This is a genomic window from Rhizobium sp. CG4, from assembly GCF_023701965.1.
Classification (GTDB): Bacteria; Pseudomonadota; Alphaproteobacteria; order Rhizobiales; family Rhizobiaceae; genus Agrobacterium.
The window spans coordinates 107,902-126,862 of sequence record NZ_JABAEG010000011.1; the positions used below are offsets into that span (position 1 = coordinate 107,902).

Here is an 18,961-nt window from a genome sequence, read left to right on the forward strand (position 1 = left end):
GATGTCCTTGCGCGCCTTGCTTCGCGGTTCCTTCGTGGTTGCTGCAACGGTTTTTGCAACGCTGCCCTCCAATGCTCAACAGGCAGACCGTAAAATAGTCACCACGCAAAATGGCGATTATTTCGGTTTTGACCTGCGTACCGAGCAAAATGTTTCACTAGATGAGTGCAAGACGACGTGCCTTGATGACGCGTCCTGCAAGGCCTTCACCTATAATCCCAAGGTGCAATGGTGCTTCCTCAAATCGGACTTCAACCAGTTGAACGCTTTCCCGGGCGCTGTGGCTGGCAAAGTCGTGGAAGTGTCCAATGAACCGGATATCGGTGCGCCCAAGCGATTGTCCTTCATTTCCGACGATCTGGTTCAGGAGGCACGCCGCCTCAAGTCCAGCCTGACGGCGACGGACGAACAGGAGGCAATGGGTTTTGATGCCCTGCTTGGCAATGCCAATATGCAAAGCGGCGCGGGAAATATTCCGCAAGCGGTTGATTTCTTTAAGGCTGCCCTGTCACTGGAACCTGACAACGGCACGGTGTGGGCGCAATTTTCTGCGACCGCTGCCCGCGTCGATAACAATTATTCGATTGCCGGGCAGGCTGCGTCTGCTGCGCTCAATGCCTATGAGCTGAGCCGTACCTCAAGTGCCAGAACCGACGCGCTGGATGCGTTAGCGCGAGCGTTTGAAAAAACGCAGAATTACCGTGCTGCCCTCAACACCTACAAGGCGCGTCTTGCACTCGTCGATGATGGAGCTATTCGCGCTGCCTATGCCGACCTGCGCTCCCGTCAGGGCTTCCGGGTTATCGGCAACACGGTTGATACTGACAGTGCATCGCCGCGTGCCTGCGTGCAGTTCTCCGAACCGCTGGTGAAAGCCGGTGTCGATTATGCGCCTTTTGTGACGCTGGATGGTACGTCGCCAAAGGCTATGGAAGCCAAGGGCAGCGAAATTTGCGTGGAAGGTCTGACCCATGGCCAGCGCTACAAACTTGCTTTGCGTGCCGGTTTGCCATCGTCCGTCGAAGAACCGTTGGAAAAGCAGGTCGATCTCGACATTTACGTCCGTGACCGTTCGGCCTCCGTGCGTTTTACCGGTGACAGTTTCGTATTGCCGGGCACTGCACGCCGTGGTGTGCCGCTGGTGTCCGTCAACATCGAAAGCGCATCTCTGAAACTCTACCGCGTCGGTGATCGCAACATTGCGCCATTGCTGGCCAATTCGCAGTTTCTCACCCAGATGGATGGCTATAGTTCAGACCGTATCGAAAACGAAATTGGTGAACTGGTGTGGCAGGGCGATATCGTCATTCAGCCTGAGTTGAACAAGGATGTGGTTACCAGCTTCCCGGTGGATGAAGCGCTGCTTGAGCGTAAACCTGGCATCTATGTTCTGACAGCTGTACCGCCTGGCACTGCGCCGGAAAACTGGGATTCACGCGCAACCCAATGGTTCCTGGTGTCGGATACCGGCGTAACGACCTATGCCGGAACGGATGGCCTGAATGTCTTCGTGCGTGCACTCAGCACCGCCAAGCCATTGGAAGGCGTGGAACTGCAATTGCTGGCCAAGAACAACGAAGTTCTGGCGACCGCAACGAGTGATGCAGAAGGTCGCGCGACCTTTGCCGCCGGTCTGATCCGCGGAACGGCAGCACAGGCACCGGCAGTCATTACCGCCCGCAATGGCGACGGTGATTACGTTTTCCTTGATATGACGCGCGCCGGTTTTGATCTTTCTGATCGCGGTGTGACAGGACGTGCAGCCCCCGGTGCTATCGATCTGATGAGCTGGACGGAGCGCGGAATTTACCGTGCTGGTGAAACCGTCAATGCTGTTGCGCTTGCCCGTGACATTGAAGGTAACGCCATTGAAAATCTGCCGCTAACCTTCGTGTTCTCGCGCCCTGACGGCGTTGAGGATCGTCGCGTGGTCAGTGATGGCCGGGCGCTTGGTGGACACGCGCTGCAGTTTGAAACGCAGGCCACCGCAATGCGTGGCACCTGGACAATGAGGGTCTATACCGATCCAAAGGCGTCATCGCTCAGCGAAACATCGTTCTTGGTGGACGATTTTGTGCCTGATCGGACCGAGTTCGAGCTTTCCAGCTCGGTGAAGGAAATCGTGCCCGGTGCGGAAGCTGATGTTACTGTCGATGGTCGTTATCTTTACGGTGCGCCAGCCGCCGGTCTTGAGCTTGAAGGCGAAGTTGCCCTCAAACCGACCCGCAACAGCGATGCTTTCCCCGGTTATTTCTTTGGTCTCGCTGACGAGGAAAGCCAGGAAGAAAGCCGCATGCCGCTGGAAGAACTTCCCGTGCTGGATGATGATGGCAAGGCGACCTTCCCGGTGACGTTGAGTGAAATTCCGTCGACCACGCAGCTTCTCAATGCCAATGTCATTGTGCGGATGCGTGAGGCTGGTGGCCGTGCTGTCGAGCGCAGCCTGACGTTGCCGGTCAAGTCTGAAGGTTCGATGATTGGTATCAAGCCAGAATTTTCCGGTGATCTTGCTGAGAATTCGGTTGGTCGTTTCCACATCATTGGCGTTTCGGCAGACGGCGCCAAACAGGCAATGAGCGGCCTGACATGGAAGCTGATCAAGGTTGAACGGAATTACCAGTGGTATCGTCAGGGTAATTCCTGGCGTTATGAGCCGGTCGTGTTTACCCGTCAGATGGAAACCGGAACGGTGTCCGTTGACACTAATGGCGGGCAGATTTCCGTGCCTGTCAATTGGGGTCGTTACCGTCTGGAAGTGGAAACTGCCCAGAATGATGGCCCGACTTCCAGCGTTGAGTTTGATGCTGGCTGGTTCGTGGAGGCAAGCTCAACGGAAACGCCTGATGGCCTGGAAATAGCACTGGACAAGGAACGCTACACGGTTGGCGAAACTGCCAAGCTGCAGATTTCTTCGAAATTTGCCGGTGAGCTAATGGTCACTGCTGGTTCGGAAGCGTTGATTGCCGTCCAGAATGTCTCGATTGGAGAAAACGGCGGTGAAGTGGACATTCCTGTTACCAAGGACTGGGGTGCGGGTGCCTATGTGACCGCCACACTGTTCCGCCCTGGTGATGCGCAGGAAAGCCGCATGCCGATGCGTGCCATCGGTATCAAATGGCTGGCCGTTGACCCGGCTGAGCGCAAGCTGAATGTCTCGCTGACCCTGCCGGAAAAGACGCTACCCCGTCAGCCGCTGGAAATCCCCGTACAGGTGACGGGAGCCGGTGCTGATGAAGACGCCTATGTGATGGTTGCTGCTGTCGATGTCGGGATATTGAACCTGACACGTTACCAGCCGCCAAAGCCGGATGACTGGTATTTTGGCCAGCGCAGTCTGGGACTTGAAATCCGCGATATTTATGGACGATTGATTGACGGTTCGCTGGGTGCGACCGGCCGGTTGCGCACCGGTGGTGATGGCGGGCAGGTTGCCCTACAGGGTAGCCCTCCGACCGAAAAGCTGGTGGCGTTTTTTGCCGGTCCGGTAAAACTGGATGGTGAAGGCAAGGCCGTTATCACCTTCGATATTCCGCAGTTTAACGGCACTGCTCGGGTTATGGCTGTTGCCTATTCCAAGACCGGGGTTGGACATGCGGTGTCTGATGTCGTCATTCGTGATCCGGTGGTGATTACCGCCAGTGCGCCTAAATTCCTGAGCCCCGGTGACGAGGCCCAGTTGCGGCTGGACATTGCCAATACTGATGGTCGCGCTGGCGATTACACACTGACGGTCTCCAGCAACACTGCTGCGACAGTGGGTGAAGGACTGGTGCAGCAGACCCTGACTTTGGCGACAGGTGGCAAAGCGGATCTGACCTTGCCGTTAACAGGCGAAATGCCCGGCAATGCCGAAGTGACAATACGGTTGGCGGATGCGACGGGTGCAGCTCTTGAACAGGAGTTGAACATTCCGGTGCGGCCAGCTGCCCTGCCGGTGACCACACGACGCAACATTCGTATTGCTCCCAATAGCAGCCTGACTGTGAACGGTGACCTGCTGGCTGACAGCATGCTGCTTGGTGCATCGGTTGCGGTCAATGTCAGCCGCTCGGCAGCATTCGATGTTCCGGCACTGGTGATGATGCTCGACAAATATCCGTACGGATGTGCCGAGCAAACGACCAGCCGTGCATTGCCGCTGCTCTATCTGTCTGAAATGACAAGCGACACTGCTCTTTCGCAAGACCCTGAGATCAAGAAGCGCGTACAGGATGCGATTTTCCGCGTGCTGTCCTTCCAGTCGAGTTCGGGCAGTTTCGGCCTGTGGTCGCCCGGCTATGGTGACCTTTGGCTGGATGCCTACATCACCGACTTCCTGACCCGTGCACGTGAACAGTCCTATGAGGTTCCGGAGCAGGCGATGGTGCAGGCTTTGACCAACCTGCAAAACGGCCTGGCGATTGACAACAATGTTCGGGATCGTGGCAATGAAATCGCCTATGCACTTTATGTGCTGGCCCGCAACAAGAAGGCCGCGATCAACGACCTGCGCTACTTTGCAGATACGGCGCTTGGCGAATTCCCGACACCTCTGGCCAAGGCACAGATCGGTGCAGCACTTTCGCTTTATGGCGATAATAATCGCTCGCAATCGGTCTTTGCATCCTCACTTGGCATGGCGGCCAACTCCGCCAATGTCAGCCTTGCCCGTGCCGATTACGGTTCGGCACTGCGTGATGGTGCTGCGTCTTTGGCGCTGGCAGCGGAAAGCCGTCCGGTGCCGCCTGTTGTGCCGCAACTGGCCAGCAGTGTTGCCAAGGAATGGGAAAACAAGACCTACACCAGCACGCAGGAACAGGCGTGGATGTTGCTGGCTGCCCGCGCGCTTAAGGGCGAAGACAAGGACATTCGCCTTGATGTGAACGGCGAAATGTCGACCGGTGGATTTGGCAAACAGATGACGGGCGACGAGTTGCTGCACAAGCCGCTGACCATCTCGAATGCCTCTTCCGATCCAGTCACGGCAACGGTCACCACGGTTGCCGCGCCGGCCTCGCCGCTTGCGGCCGGTGGCGATGGGTTCACGATTTCCCGGGCCTATTATTCGCTTGATGGCGAAGAGGTGAACATCAGCGAGGCCGTGCAGAACGAACGTTATGTGGTGGTGCTCAATGTCACGCCGCAGCATGACTGGCAGTCACGCATCCTGATTACCGACCTGTTGCCAGCCGGTTTTGAAATCGACAATCCAAGCCTTGTGGATAGCGCGCAGCTTTCCAATTTCGAATGGATTGGCGAGGTCGAGGCAGCACACACCGAATTCCGCAGCGATCGTTTCGTGGCGGCTTTCGATCGCTCGGCTGGTGACAATTCGGAAATTTCCCTGGCCTATGTGGTGCGTGCAGTCACACCCGGTACCTACGATCATCCGGCAGCAAATGTGGAAGACATGTACCGTCCGCAGTTCTCCGCCCGCACGGCAACCGGCCGCATGTCTGTGGTGAAGGCTGAATAAGGCTTTCGCCATGGTGCGGTTCAAAAGCATGCGGTGGAAAAAGACAGCTACAGCGGTTGCCCTGGTCAGTGTTCTGACCATCGGCGCCGCCTATACGCTGGATGCTCTCGATAGGGCCTATCCGCCGCCGCTTGATGCCGCGTTGAGCCGCTCATTCGAAGTGAAGGACGCAAATGGCCAGCTGCTGCGCGCCTTTGCGACTCCTGACGGGCGGTGGAGGCTGAAGACCACGGCTGGCGATGTTTATCCGCAGTTTTTGAAAATGCTGGTTGCTTATGAGGACCAGCGTTTCTGGCAACATGCGGGTATTGACCCATGGGCGTTGATGCGGGCGGGCTGGCAGCTTGTCTCGAATGGGAGGATCGTCTCCGGTGCCTCCACACTGTCCATGCAGGTGGCCCGATTGATCGAACCGCGCACGGACCGCTCCTTTTCTGCGAAATTCTTGCAGGCAGCGCGCGCGGTACAGATCGAACGACGTCTGGGCAAGGCGGCAATCCTTGACCTCTACCTCAATCTTGCACCCTATGGCGGCAATCTTGAGGGGGTCCGTGCTGCAAGCCTCGCATGGTTTGGCAAGGAGCCGAAACGCCTCTCAACGGCAGAAGCTGCTTTGTTGGTGTCATTGCCGCAACTGCCTGAAAGGCGACGACCAGACCGTTTTCCTGACGCAGCAAAGGCCGCCCGGGAGCGGGTGTTGTCGCGCCTTGCCGTTGCCGATGTGGTAGGCGATGGTGAAGCCGCCCGCGCATCGCTTTCAATGATACCCTCACGACGAATGGAGCTGCCGGCCTTTGCACCGCATCTGGCGGAGGTTGCCAGACGGAAAGCGCCTGATGCCGGCGAAATCTCAACCACCTTGTCGCTGTCTGTTCAAAGAGAGCTGGAGGCGCTGGCAAAACGTGCAGCTGAAAAGCTCGGGCCCAAAGTCTCGGTGGCGATCGTGATGGCTGACAGCCGCACTGGAGACATTCTCGCGGAAATCGGTTCTTCCGATTATACCGACACGTCGCGACGCGGCTGGGTGGATATGACGCGGGCGGTGCGTTCGCCTGGCTCGACACTCAAGCCGTTTATCTACGGCCTTGCCTTTGAAGATGGCGTGGCAGCGCAGGAAACGCTGATTGAAGACCGGCCGTCCGATTTTTATGGCTATCGTCCGCGCAATTTTGACATGAGTTATCAGGGTGACGTCAGCATCCGCCAAGCATTACAGCTTTCTCTCAATGTGCCTGCGGTGAAATTGCTGGAGGCGGTTAGCCCTGCTGCCTTGATGGTGCGTTTCCGAAGAGCGGGCGTGTCGTTGTCGCTGCCAGCAGGCGAGGCGCCGGGACTTGCCATTGCGCTTGGTGGGGCCGGTGTTTCTTTGGTTGATCTGGTTCAGCTTTATGCCGCCCTTGCCAATCGTGGAGTGCCGGTCGCTCTCGGCGACGGAGTTCGATCGCAGCCCCAGGCGCAACAGACATCGACAATGCTGGATACGGTCGCGGTGTGGAATGTCAGCGATATACTGGCCAGTGTTCTGCCGCCGCTTGGCATGAAGCAGCGCGGCATCGCTTACAAAACCGGAACCAGTTACGGTTATCGTGACGCGTGGTCGGTGGGGTATGACGGCCGCCACGTCATTGGCGTCTGGGTTGGCCGTGCCGATAACGGCGCTGTGCCGGGCATTGCGGGATATGCTTCTGCTGCGCCCATTCTGTTTGAAGCCTTTGAAAAATCTGGCGTGGCGATCACACCCTTGCCATCGGCACCCACAGGTGCGGTGCGACTGGCCGCACAGGATCTGCCTGCTGCGCAGCGTCGTTTCAGTGTGACATCAAGCGGGCTTGTGACTGCTTCAACCCGTGAAGCTGCGCCGCATATCGTCTACCCACCCGAGGGGGCAAAGGTGGAACTTTCGGGGCAGGGCGGTGACATGTCGCCGCTGGTTTTGAAGATGCAGGGTGGTCGGGCGCCGTTTCGCTGGCTGGCAAATGGCAAACCCATTCGCGACCTGTCGCGCAAGCGCACCAGCCAATGGCTGCCGGACGGTGCCGGTTATTCGACGCTGACTGTCATCGACGCGGATGGGCGTGCGTCCAGCGTGCGCGTCTTTGTAGATTAGCCCTGTCCGAAGTCTCGCATAACGTTATAGCGTGGTTTTAATGGCGTAGCTATTATCTGCGATCTTGCTTGTTTTTTGACATGGATCAGTTCTGAGTGGCTAAAACTATCCCATACTTATTGCCAAGTTGCGCTGGTGCGAACTATGCGCGATGTCTGTTGCAGTGCAATATATTGTCGTCGGGACGATGACATAAGTGCGTTTTTAGGAGAGTTTCATGCTTCAGGATCGTATTCGCAACGCCAGCCTTCTCGACAGGGTGGTCAGTGCGGACGAGGCTGCTTTGCTCATCAAGGACGGCATGACCGTTGGTATGAGTGGCTTTACCCGTGCTGGCGAGGCCAAGGCCGTGCCGCTGGCATTGGCGGAACGGGCGAAGAAAAGCCCACTCTCCATTACGCTGATGACCGGGGCATCACTTGGCAATGATCTCGACAAGACCATGGTCGAAGCCCATATGCTGGCGCGGCGCATGCCTTTCCAGTCCGATCCGGCGCTTCGCAAGGCCATCAATGCCGGTGAAGTGATGTTCATCGATCAACACCTGTCGGAAACCGTTGAGCAACTGCGTTCGGGCCAGATCCACGGCGTTGATGTTGCCATTATCGAGGCGGTGGCAATTACTTCCGAAGGTGGCATCGTGCCAACTACATCGGTTGGTAACTCGGCAAGTTTTGCCATTCTGGCGGACAAGATCATCGTTGAAATCAACCTGTCGCAGTCGGTCATTCTGGAAGGGCTGCATGACATTTTCATTCCGGCACGTCGACCTACCCGCATGCCCATCCCGGTGGTGACGCCGGATAGCCGCGTTGGTCTGCCCTATATTCCGGTTCCGCCGGAAAAGATTGCTGCTATCGTTGTCACGGAAAAGGAAGACAGCTTCTCGACCGTTCTGCCACCAGATGACGATACCAAGGCGATTGCCTCCCATCTTTCGGACTTCCTGCTCAACGAGGTGAAGCAGGGTCGCATGGGCTATGAACTGCAGCCGCTGCAGGCCGGTATCGGTACGATTGCCAATGCGGTGATGCACGGTTTTATCGACACACCGTTCCATGACCTAAAAATGTATTCCGAGGTTCTGCAGGACTCGACCTTTGAATTGTTTGACAGTGGCAAGCTGACCTTTGCATCCGGTTCTTCAATCACCCTGTCGGGAGAGATGAACGAAAAGGTTATGCCGCGCCTGATGGACTATAAGTCCCGGTTAATCCTGCGTCCGCAGGAGGTCAGCAACCACCCGGAGGTTATTCGCCGTCTGGGGATTATTGGCATCAACACGGCACTGGAATTCGACATTTACGGCAATGTGAACTCCACACATGTTGGCGGCACCAATATGATGAACGGCATTGGTGGTTCCGGGGACTTTGCCCGCAACGCGTACATGTCGATCTTTGTCACCAAGTCTATTGCCAAGAATGGTTCGATTTCCAGCGTTGTGCCGATGGTAAGTCATGTCGACCACACCGAACATGATGTGGATATTCTGGTGACGGAAGTGGGCATCGCTGACTTGCGTGGACTTGCGCCGCGTGAGCGTGCGCCGGTGATTATTCGCAACTGCGTGCATCCGCTCTACCGCGACCAGTTGGCAGATTATTATGAGCGGGCTGTAAAACGTGGTGGACATACACCGCATATCCTCGAAGAAGCATTCTCCTGGCACACGGCACTGCGGGAAAAGGGCACCATGTTGCCTTCTGCCTGATCACCAAAAATGCGGGATTGTAAAAAGCAATTCCGCTTCATTGGGCTTTGCTATAGAAGGGACCCGGCCGGATGCTGTTTTGACGAAGGCTCCATGGTTCGGGGAGAATGAATCTATGCCCTTTGGAATGCGCACAAAATGTGCGGCAGTGTTTATGGTATTTGCCGTGCTGACCGGCTGTGGTGGGCGTCCAATCGGCGTGATGACCCCAACCGGAACGACCGTCCCGGGCACGTCTGAAGTCAATCTTCTCGTTGCGACGACCCGTGCTCCCTCTGATAATACCGCAATCCTGTTTGGCGGAGAGCGTGGCACCGGCCTCAAGATCGACGCTGTGACTGTCTCCATTCCACCTGAAGCCAATCGCAAGGTCGGGCAGGTGCAGTGGCCAAAGAAATTGCCACCCAACCCGATCAAGGATTTTACAACGGTTTCGATCGAGCCGATCATCGGTGAGGCAGCCGGTTTTTCGTGGGTGAAGAAGCACCTTTCCAAGGACCGCCGCGTTTTGGTCTTCGTGCATGGTTTCAACAACCGCTACGAGGAATCGGTCTATCGATTTGCGCAGATCGTGCATGATTCCGGTACGGACGTGGTGCCAGTGGTGTTTACCTGGCCATCCCGCGCCAGCATCTTCGATTATAATTACGACAAGGAAAGCACCAACTATTCGCGCGACGCGTTGGAGGAAATGCTGACCCGCCTTGCCAAGGACACGTCTGTTGGTGAGATCACCGTGATGGCGCATTCGATGGGCACCTGGCTTGCGGTGGAATCGCTGCGGCAGATGGCCATTCGCAATGGCCGTGTGAATCCGAAGATAAAAAATGTCATTCTTGCCGCACCTGATCTGGATGTGGACGTATTCAGCCGACAGTACACGGCACTCGGCACGACCCCACCGAAGTTCACGTTGTTCGTGTCGCAGGACGACCGGGCCTTGACCCTATCTCGCCGCATCTCCGGTAACGTCGATCGCCTTGGACAGATTGATCCAACCGTTGAACCCTATGCTTCACAGCTTGAAAAGGCCGGCATTACGGTTCTCGATCTCACCAAGCTGAAGTCGGGAGACAATCTCAATCACGGTAAATTTGCCGAAAGCCCCGAAGTGGTGCGGTTGATTGGCGACCGGTTGATTGCCGGACAGACAGTGACAGATTCTGATGTTGGCCTTGGTGAGGCAATTGGCGCCGTTGGAATTGGCGCAGCGCAAACCGTTGGCACGGCGGCCAGCGTGGTGGTCAGTGCTCCGATTGCTGTGTTTGATCCACGCACACGCGACAATTACGGTCAGCAGGTTGAACGCTTCGGTCGTTCGCTTGGCAACACAATTGGTTCGGTTGGGGATACGGCCGGCAGTGTGGTCAACGAGTCGGCATTGGGTTCGTCCGGCGTGAATTGCGATCTCTCCGTCAATCGCGATCGTGCCGTCTGTAATCGACGCTGACTGCGCAAAACTGTCGTCGGGAAACACAATTATTCAATATACAAACTGCATGCAGTTGAGTATTGCTTAAGGCTAGGTCGCGTCATGATTGGCGGCATTGTTCGCCCTTGTTGATTTTCGGAGAGAATATCATGCGTTGGAAACGCACACTTCAGCTTCTCGATGTGCATTGTGAAGGCGAAATCGGTCGCGTCGTCGTTGGTGGCGCGCCGAAAATCCCTGGCAACAGCATTGCTGAACAGCTTCACTGGATGAATACCGATCCGAAAGGTACCGAGCTTCGGCGCTTTCTGACGCTTGAACCGCGTGGCACGCCCATGGGGTCGGTCAATTTGTTGCTGCCACCGAAACATCCGGACGCCCATGCGGCCTTTGTTATCCTGCAGCCGGATCAGGCCCATGCCAGTTCCGGGTCGAACTCCATCTGCGCCACAACGGCGCTGCTGGAAAGCGGCATGGTGGAGATGAAAGAGCCGGAAACGGTGATCATTCTTGAAACGGCTGCTGGCCTCGTAAAAGCAACCGCCACCTGCCGGGACGGACGCTGTGAAAAGGTCAAGCTGACCATGGTGCCGTCTTTTGTTCACGAGCTTGATGTCAGTATCGACACGGCGGAGTGGGGCCCGGTGACGATGGATATCGCTTATGGTGGCATTTTTTACGCGCTGGTGGATGTGCGGCAGATCGGCTTGACCATCGACAAGGCGAACGCAGCCAAGCTGGTGGCGGCGGGTATGGTGCTGAAAGACATCGTCAACCGGTCGGTGCCGGTTGTTCATCCCGAAATTCCGGCGATCTCAGGTGTTGCCTATGTGATGTTCCGTGATGTCGATGCGGATGGCTCCATCCGCACCTGCACCACCATGTGGCCGGGGCGTGCTGACCGTTCGCCATGCGGAACCGGCAACTCGGCCAATCTCGCGACGCTTTATGCGCGCGGCAAGGTCAAACTCGGTGACGAATACACATCGCGTTCCATCATTGGTTCGGAATTCGAGGTTGGACTTTCCGCGCTTACTGAAGTTGCCGGTCGCCCGGCTGTCATCCCGACCATTGCCGGTCGTGGATTTACATTTGGCCTGCACCAAGTGGGTGTGGACCCGTTTGATCCACTGGCGGACGGTTTTGCGATGACCGATGTCTGGGGACCAGAGGCAGGCGGTATCTAGCGCCGGTCTCAGATCGGTCCTTCCAGCTGAAAAAATGCATTTACAGCCGCTGAAACCTGTTCAGCGGCTGTATCCCCGGTGCAAAAGATGTTAAGCGGTTGCCGCATTCCATACAGCACCCGAGGTCCGCACGATGAATTCGATCACCCTTCGCCGCCCTGATGACTGGCACCTGCATTTGCGCGATGGCGCCATGCTCGAAGGCGTGATCGGGGATACGTCGAAGGATTTCGCTCGTGCGATCATCATGCCGAACCTCGTGCCGCCTGTTGTCACGACCGAAGATGCGCAGGCCTATATGGATCGCATCGTCAAGGCTATTCCGGCTGGCCATAAGTTCCAGCCGCTGATGACGCTTTATCTGACCGAACACACCGAGGCGGATGATGTTGAGGCAGGCAAAAATAGCGGCCTGATCACCGCCGTGAAGCTCTATCCCGCCGGTGCCACCACAAATTCCCACGGCGGCGTGCGTGACATGGACAAGGCCATGCCTGTTCTGGAGCGTATGGCGAAGATCGGTCTGCCGCTTTGCGTGCATGGTGAAGTCACAACGCCTGAGGTCGATATTTTCGACCGCGAGGCCGTGTTTATCGAAACGGTTCTCGAACCGCTGCGCAAGCGTTTGCCAGAGCTGAAAGTGACGATGGAACATGTCACCACAAAAGATGGCGTGGATTACATCAAATCCTCCAAGGCCAATCTCGCCGGTTCGATTACCACGCACCACCTGATCATCAACCGCAACGCCATTCTGGTCGGCGGTATCAAGCCGCATTATTATTGCCTGCCGGTTGCCAAGCGTGAAAAACACCGTCTTGCGCTGCGTGCTGCGGCAACATCTGGCGACGCACGTTTCTTCCTGGGCACGGATTCCGCACCGCATATCGATCCGTTGAAGGAATGCGCCTGTGGTTGCGCCGGCGTCTACACCTCGATCAACACGATGAGCTGCCTTGCGCATGTGTTTGAACAGGACAATGCACTCGATAAGCTAGAGGCCTTCACGTCTCTCAACGGTCCGGCATGGTATGGCCTTGCCCCGAATGATGAGACGATCACGTTGGTAAAACGTGATGAGCCTGTCGCCTTCCCAACCAAGCGGGAAACCGGTGCCGGCATCGTGACGGTGTTTGACCCGATGTTCCCATTGCATTGGGATGTGGCCTGAGCCGCAACACCCATTTACTGAATTTTGAAAAGCCAAAGACGCCCAAGGAGAGCCAGATGATCCATGCCAACTTTACAGATCGCGCCATCATGGCAGAAATCGTCGCCAAAATGCTCTGGGAAATCAAGGCTGTGCATTTTTCTGCTGACCAGCCGTACAAGTTCGCGTCCGGCATGGCGAGCCCTGTTTACATCGACATGCGCAAGCTGATTTCCTATCCGCGCATTCGCTCAACGGCGATGGATTTTGCCGCGGCAACTGTGATGCGCGACGCAGGTTTTGAAAAGTTCGACTGTGTTGCCGGTGGTGAAACGGCTGGCATTCCCTTTGCCGCTTTCCTGTCCGAGCGTCTTTCGCTGCCAATGATTTACTGCCGCAAGAAGCCAAAGGGCCATGGCCGTAATGCGCAGATCGAGGGCAACATGCCTGAAGGTTCGCGTGTTCTGGTCATTGAAGACCTGACGACAGCCGGTGGTTCGATGTTTACCTTCATTGATGCAATCCGTGCGGCCGGTGGCATCGTTGATCATGGCATTGCGCTTTTTTATTACGGCATTTTCCCGGAAGCGGAACAGCGTTTTGCAGCCGGTAATGTCAAGCTGCACTACATCGCCACATGGCGCGATGTGCTGGCCGTTGCCAAGGCTGACAAGCTGTTCGATGACAATACTTTGGCTGAGGTAGAAGCGTTTCTGGATGCGCCGCTGGCCTGGTCTGGCCGCAACGGTGGTGTCAGCGAATTGCCAACGTCCTGATCTGGTTTTTCTGCGTAACATCGGTTAAATCGATTTAAAGCGCAAAGAATTTTCAGATTCATTTTTCATATGGGTGAGGAGGACCGAATGATCCTGTGCTGCGGCGAAGCTTTGATCGACATGCTGCCACGTCAAACGACGCAAGGGGAGGCAGGTTATGCCCCTTATGCAGGTGGTGCAGTGTTCAATACGGCCATCGCGCTTGGAAGGCTTGGTGTTGCCTCCGGCTTTTTCTGTGGCATTGCCAAGGACATGCTGGGTGACGTGCTGATTGAAAGCCTCAAGGCCGCCAATGTCGATTACAGCTTTTGTGCACTTTCGGATCGTCCGTCCACCGTTGCCTTTGTGAAGCTGGTCAATGGCCATGCGACTTACGCCTTCTATGATGAGGGCACGGCACTCAGAATGTTGTCGCAGGATGACTTACCGGCGCTGGGCGATGACTGCGAGGCCATGCATTTTGGTGCGATCAGCCTTATTCCCGAACCATGCGGCAGCACCTATGAGGCGCTGATGCAGCGCGAACATGCCGCCCGCGTCATCTCGCTCGACCCGAATATCCGCCCGGGATTCATCAAGGACAAGGAAAAGCACCTGGCTCGTATCACCCGCATGGCTGCGATGTCGGATATTCTCAAGTTTTCCGATGAAGACCTCGAGTGGTTTGGTCTAAATGGTGACCTCGACGCCATGGCCACGCATTGGCTGAAGGATGGCACCAAACTGGTGGTGGTGACCAAGGGTGCTGAAGGCGCTGTCGGTTACACCCGGGATCGCAAGGTGTTCGTGCCAAGCCAGAAGGTTGAGGTTGTCGACACGGTCGGTGCTGGTGATACATTTGATGCTGGTATTTTGGCCTCGCTCAAGTTGCAGGGACTGCTGACCAAGGCGCAGGTTGCAACGCTCAGCGAGGAGGCGATTACCAAGGCGTTGGCGCTCGGCTCCAAGGCTGCCGCTGTCACCGTTTCCCGCGCGGGCGCAAACCCGCCATGGGCCAAAGAAATAGGCCTTTAAAACGAGCGTTTGATGCGTTTTGCAATGTGCAGTGTGCCTCCGGATGACTGCCTGGGGCACACAGCACATATGTGTGTTCTACAGTTAGGGTTGCCCGGACCCAGGGTAGATTGGGGGAGAAATTTGTGTCAGTGGCAGGTGCCGGTTTTGGTCGGTTGATGATCTTTCTGGCCGTGTTTTTCCTGCTTTTGTCGCGCCGTAGCGTCGGGCAAAAAGCGTGAGGGCGGCTCCTTCTGTTGAATGCCAGCACGGCACTGACCTTTCTCACTTTCTTTTATGCTCTGAAGTTGATTGAACCGGCGATTGTCGGTGCGGTCGAAATTGGTATCGGTCCTGTTCTGGCTGTGATCATTACCTTCGCTATGACCGGTCAGAAACCGTCGGTTCAGCGCATTGCGGTCTGCGCGGGTGTGCTAGCTGGATGTGGTGTTCTCGCGCTTGCTGCGGTGAAGGGCAGTGGTTTTGCTTCCATTGGTGAGAATGCCTGGCTTGGTCTGCTTGCAAGTGTGGCCGCCAGTATCGGTGCTGTGCTCATCACTATGGCTTCCAAGGCGCTTCTTAATCGCGGCTGGAAATTCGAGTCGGTGCTGGCGCATCGGTTTTATCTCATCATTCCGATTTCGTTTGTCATGACACTGGGCTCAGGCCTGCCAGCCATTGAGTGGTCCGTCTATCTGGTTGCGGCTCTACTTGCCGTGACAGTAATCGGCGTTCTGGCACCGCTTTATCTTTTGCAGATTGGTATCGGACGTTGTGACGCCTTACTGTGATGGTGACGATGGCGGCACTGCCCGTTTTGACCTTCATCATCGAAGGTTTTTCGCCGCTCTATGCCTGGTCCTGGCTGACCGCTGCCGGGATTGGTGTGGTCACCCTGTTTCTGTTGATTGATGTAATAGCCAAACGCTCCTGACGGATGCTTCCGGTTGAGGCGGCAACGGTGTGTCGGCGATAGCGGACGGCACGCATGAAGCTTGACGTTTTTGCAATCAGTAGGTAGACCGATCTACCTACTAATGAGGTTGCTGATGAGCGATGTGCAAATAACCGTGCCGGAAAGTGCTCGTGAACGTCTTTTACGCGCGGCAGCGGTGCTGTTTTATGAGAACGGCATTGCCGGAACCGGCATTGACGCCATTGTGGAGCGCGCCGGCGTTGCCAAGAAAAGCCTCTACAACAATTTTGCCTCCAAGGCCGATCTGGTAAACCAGTATCTGCAGGTTCGCCATGCCGAATGGCTTGCCCTATACGATAAGCGGTTGGCCAAGGTGCATTCGCCCAAAGACCGGATCCTGGCGGTGTTCGATGCGTATCAGGATCATGCCGAATATGCCTATGAACGTGGATTTCGTGGATGTGGCCTGCTGAATGCGGCGGCCGAACTGACCGTTGGCGACATCGGGCGACAGGCGGTGCGTGTTCACAAGGAAGAAGTCGAACGGCTGCTTGCCGATCATTTGGCCGAACTGATTGGCGGTGACAGGCCTCGTGCGGCCAAGATCGCACGACAACTGGCCTTTCTCCTGGAGGGTGCCATTACCCGCGCCGGACTGGAAGGCAACAGCGGGCTGGTGATTGAAGCGCGTGCCATGGCATCGGACCTGTTGGAGATATTATGAATACTGCGCCAAAAGATTTCAGGATTGGCGTAGCCGCTGTCCTTTTTGCATCCGTTGTCTGGGGCACCACCGGCACGGCAGCAACATTTGCGCCTGAAGTCAGTGCTGCAGCCATCGGCGCAGCTGCCATGGGCATCGGCGGTCTGTTGCAGGCAGCGATTGCCGCCAAAACCATTCGCCTGTCTATCCCGGATCTGGCCGTACGCTGGCGCAAGCTGTTGCTCGGAGGTCTTGCGGTCGCGCTTTATCCGCTGGCTTTTTACGGATCGATGCGTTTGGCCGGAGTTACGATTGGCACGGTGGTTACTCTTGGCTCGGCGCCACTACTGTCTGCCGTGATAGAAAATCTCTTCGATGGGGCACGTTTGTCGAAACGCTGGTTGGGCGGTGCGCTGCTCGGCCTTGCCGGCATGTTGCTGCTGTGCGTAGCGGAAAGTTCCTCCACCGAAATCTTCACCGGTGGTCATTCGACAATTGCCGGGATTGGATTGGGTCTGGTCGGTGGCCTGACCTATGCGCTTTATTCGTGGACGGCACGCGGTTTGATGTTGCAGGGCATTCGGTCATCCGCAGCCATGGGTGCGACCTTCGGTATTGGTGGCCTACTGCTGATGCCTGTGCTGGTTATGACCGGTGGACCGTTTCTCGCCTCGTGGAACAATGCGGCGGTTGGCCTCTATATGGCGATGGTGCCGATGTTCCTGGGTTACATCTGTTTCGGCATCGGACTGGCGCGAATTCCCGCCAGTATGGCGACGACGATTACACTTATCGAGCCGGTCATTGCGGCAATGCTTGCAGTTGCAATCATCGGCGAACGGTTGCCTATGTTGGGGTGGGTTGGGGTCGTCCTGATCATCTGCTGCCTTGTTGTCATTACGGTACCGATGAAGTTCATTCTGCGTCGACAAAGCTCACTATCTGGGCAATCGTGACAATCAGCAAGGCGGTTGTGCCGGCGCTACCGCCAAAGCATCCCGCCAATTGCCTGTATGGAGGAATGAATTTTCGTGAAGCGTCGGTTTCGCGCAATTGTGTCTGTTGATATTTAAGGCGAAATGCCAAATATATAGGCAGACCGCAGCGCCGCATTCATCAGCCGCTGCCACGTTTGTTCTTATCTCCATCAAATGGAATGCAAAATGTCTAGTTCAACATCCGCTTCGCGGGCGCAGAAGCCGTTTTACGCTTCGTTCGGCTTTCAGGTGTTCGTCGCCATGGCTATCGGCCTGGTCCTCGGCTACATCGCGCGCCAGATCGGCCCGACCGATGCTGGCCCGAATTGGCTCGTACAGACGCTTTCGACCATTGGCTCCATCTTTGTGCAGCTTCTGCGCGCCCTGGTGCCTCTGCTGATTTTCACGGCCATTGTGGCCAGTATCGCCAACCTGCGTGAACTCAACAATGCAGCGCGCCTCGTCTGGCAGACCCTGCTGTGGTTTGCGATTACCGCACTGATAGCGGTTCTCATCGGTATCGTACTTGGTCTGGTCATTCAGCCGGGGATCAACAGTGGTGTTGCCGCAACGGCTGCCGCGGCACCTTCCAGTACCGGTTCGTGGCTTGATTTCTTGAAAGGCCTTATCCCTTCCAACGTGCTAGGCCTGCAGGCATCGACACGGATCAATGACAGTGGTGCCACCACATCGCTCAACTTCAACGTCTTGCAGATCCTTGTGGTTTCGATTGCCGTTGGTATTGCCGCCTTGCAGGTGGGTGAAAAGGCTGAACCGTTTCTGTCCTTCAACCGTTCGCTGCTTGCCATTACCCGTAAGATTCTGTGGTGGGTCATTCGCCTGACGCCAATCGGCACAATCGGCCTTCTGGGCAATGCGGTTGCCGTTTATGGCTGGGATGCGCTCGCATCGCTTGGTTGGTACTCTGCTGCGATCTACATCGGTTTGGCGATCGTGCTTTTCGTCGTCTATCCAATCGTGCTGGCGACAAACGGACTGAACCCCGTGCGGTTCTTCGCCGGTGCATGGCCTGCGATCCAGCTTGCCTTTGTTTCCCGTTCGTCGATTGGCACTCTTCCGGTAACCGAGCAGGTTACGGAGCGTAATCTCGGTGTCCCACGCGAATATGCAGCCTTTGCCGTGCCGCTCGGCGCGACCACAAAGATGGATGGTTGCGCGGCAATCTATCCGGCCATTTCGGCGATCTTTGTCGCGCAGTTTTACGGCATCCCGCTTGGTGTGCAGGAATATGTGCTGATTGCCTTTGTTTCGGTACTTGGTTCCGCTGCAACTGCTGGCCTGACTGGTGCCACCGTGATGTTGACGCTGACGCTATCCACCCTTGGCCTGCCTCTGCAGGGCGTTGGTCTGCTGCTTGCGGTTGATCCTATTCTAGACATGGGCCGTACTGCCGTTAACGTGGCTGGTCAGGCACTTATCCCGACCATCGTTGCAAAACGCCAAGGCATTCTCGATCAGGACGCCTATGACCGTGTTGAAGGCATAGACGCGCTTGATCCGACAGCCGTTCCTGCTGAATAAGCGAGGGTA

The 18,961-nt window shown here is 56.4% G+C and carries 13 protein-coding genes; all 13 read left to right on the forward strand.

Annotated elements, in window-relative coordinates:
* Position 1 precedes the first annotated feature (1 nt).
* Positions 2–5,455, forward strand: a complete 5,454-nt coding sequence (locus HGO37_RS24195) for an alpha-2-macroglobulin family protein (RefSeq protein WP_250985596.1) — start codon at positions 2–4, stop codon at positions 5,453–5,455.
* A 28-nt stretch (positions 5,456–5,483) separates the two neighbouring features.
* Entirely contained in the window at positions 5,484–7,562 is a 2,079-nt protein-coding gene (gene pbpC / locus HGO37_RS24200) for a penicillin-binding protein 1C (RefSeq protein WP_250985630.1), read from the forward strand.
* Positions 7,563–7,779: 217 nt separating this feature from the next.
* Positions 7,780–9,276, forward strand: coding sequence for a succinyl-CoA:acetate CoA-transferase ScpC (gene scpC, locus HGO37_RS24205; protein ID WP_250985597.1), 1,497 nt, complete (start codon positions 7,780–7,782; stop codon positions 9,274–9,276).
* 127 nt (positions 9,277–9,403) lie between these two features.
* Positions 9,404–10,726: an alpha/beta hydrolase gene (locus HGO37_RS24210; protein WP_250985631.1), complete on the forward strand. Its 1,323-nt coding sequence runs from the start codon at positions 9,404–9,406 to the stop codon at positions 10,724–10,726.
* A gap of 131 nt (positions 10,727–10,857) precedes the next feature.
* The gene (locus tag HGO37_RS24215) at positions 10,858–11,895 is read left to right on the forward strand and encodes a 4-hydroxyproline epimerase (RefSeq protein ID WP_250985598.1); all 1,038 of its coding nucleotides are present in this window, start codon (positions 10,858–10,860) and stop codon (positions 11,893–11,895) included.
* Between the two features lie 133 nt (positions 11,896–12,028).
* Complete coding sequence (gene pyrC, locus HGO37_RS24220) at positions 12,029–13,066, forward strand: dihydroorotase (protein WP_250985599.1); 1,038 nt, start codon at positions 12,029–12,031, stop codon at positions 13,064–13,066.
* 56 nt (positions 13,067–13,122) lie between these two features.
* Positions 13,123–13,821, forward strand: a complete 699-nt coding sequence (locus HGO37_RS24225) for an orotate phosphoribosyltransferase (RefSeq protein WP_250985600.1) — start codon at positions 13,123–13,125, stop codon at positions 13,819–13,821.
* A gap of 87 nt (positions 13,822–13,908) precedes the next feature.
* The gene (locus HGO37_RS24230) at positions 13,909–14,835 is read left to right on the forward strand and encodes a carbohydrate kinase family protein (protein WP_192491452.1); all 927 of its coding nucleotides are present in this window, start codon (positions 13,909–13,911) and stop codon (positions 14,833–14,835) included.
* Positions 14,836–15,071: 236 nt separating this feature from the next.
* Positions 15,072–15,605, forward strand: coding sequence for a hypothetical protein (locus tag HGO37_RS24235; RefSeq protein ID WP_250985601.1), 534 nt, complete (start codon positions 15,072–15,074; stop codon positions 15,603–15,605).
* 8 nt (positions 15,606–15,613) lie between these two features.
* Positions 15,614–15,748 carry a hypothetical protein gene (locus HGO37_RS26430; protein WP_285201188.1) on the forward strand — a complete coding sequence of 45 codons (135 nt, stop codon included), beginning with the start codon at positions 15,614–15,616 and terminating at the stop codon, positions 15,746–15,748.
* Positions 15,749–15,863: 115 nt separating this feature from the next.
* Positions 15,864–16,454: a TetR/AcrR family transcriptional regulator gene (locus tag HGO37_RS24240; protein ID WP_250985602.1), complete on the forward strand. Its 591-nt coding sequence runs from the start codon at positions 15,864–15,866 to the stop codon at positions 16,452–16,454.
* Positions 16,451–17,389 (forward strand): DMT family transporter, encoded by a 939-nt coding sequence (locus tag HGO37_RS24245; protein WP_250985603.1) that lies wholly within the window; start codon positions 16,451–16,453, stop codon positions 17,387–17,389. Before HGO37_RS24240 ends, HGO37_RS24245 begins: the two co-directional genes overlap by 4 nt.
* Positions 17,390–17,596: 207 nt before the next feature.
* Positions 17,597–18,952 carry a dicarboxylate/amino acid:cation symporter gene (locus HGO37_RS24250; RefSeq protein WP_192491449.1) on the forward strand — a complete coding sequence of 452 codons (1,356 nt, stop codon included), beginning with the start codon at positions 17,597–17,599 and terminating at the stop codon, positions 18,950–18,952.
* Positions 18,953–18,961: the final 9 nt, after the last annotated feature.

What these genes read in the sequence shown, in the direction of transcription:
- scpC (WP_250985597.1), top strand. Translation starts at nt 7,780, where the DNA reads ATGCTTCAGGATCGTATTCGCAACGCCAGCCTTCTCGACAGGGTGGTC.
- HGO37_RS24210 (WP_250985631.1), top strand. Translation starts at nt 9,404, where the DNA reads ATGCGCACAAAATGTGCGGCAGTGTTTATGGTATTTGCCGTGCTGACC.
- HGO37_RS24240 (WP_250985602.1), top strand. Translation starts at nt 15,864, where the DNA reads ATGAGCGATGTGCAAATAACCGTGCCGGAAAGTGCTCGTGAACGTCTT.
- HGO37_RS24225 (WP_250985600.1), top strand. Translation starts at nt 13,123, where the DNA reads ATGATCCATGCCAACTTTACAGATCGCGCCATCATGGCAGAAATCGTC.
- HGO37_RS24215 (WP_250985598.1), top strand. Translation starts at nt 10,858, where the DNA reads ATGCGTTGGAAACGCACACTTCAGCTTCTCGATGTGCATTGTGAAGGC.
- HGO37_RS26430 (WP_285201188.1), top strand. Translation starts at nt 15,614, where the DNA reads ATGGCGGCACTGCCCGTTTTGACCTTCATCATCGAAGGTTTTTCGCCG.
- pbpC (WP_250985630.1), top strand. Translation starts at nt 5,484, where the DNA reads ATGCGGTGGAAAAAGACAGCTACAGCGGTTGCCCTGGTCAGTGTTCTG.
- HGO37_RS24245 (WP_250985603.1), top strand. Translation starts at nt 16,451, where the DNA reads ATGAATACTGCGCCAAAAGATTTCAGGATTGGCGTAGCCGCTGTCCTT.
- pyrC (WP_250985599.1), top strand. Translation starts at nt 12,029, where the DNA reads ATGAATTCGATCACCCTTCGCCGCCCTGATGACTGGCACCTGCATTTG.
- HGO37_RS24195 (WP_250985596.1), top strand. Translation starts at nt 2, where the DNA reads ATGTCCTTGCGCGCCTTGCTTCGCGGTTCCTTCGTGGTTGCTGCAACG.
- HGO37_RS24250 (WP_192491449.1), top strand. Translation starts at nt 17,597, where the DNA reads ATGTCTAGTTCAACATCCGCTTCGCGGGCGCAGAAGCCGTTTTACGCT.
- HGO37_RS24230 (WP_192491452.1), top strand. Translation starts at nt 13,909, where the DNA reads ATGATCCTGTGCTGCGGCGAAGCTTTGATCGACATGCTGCCACGTCAA.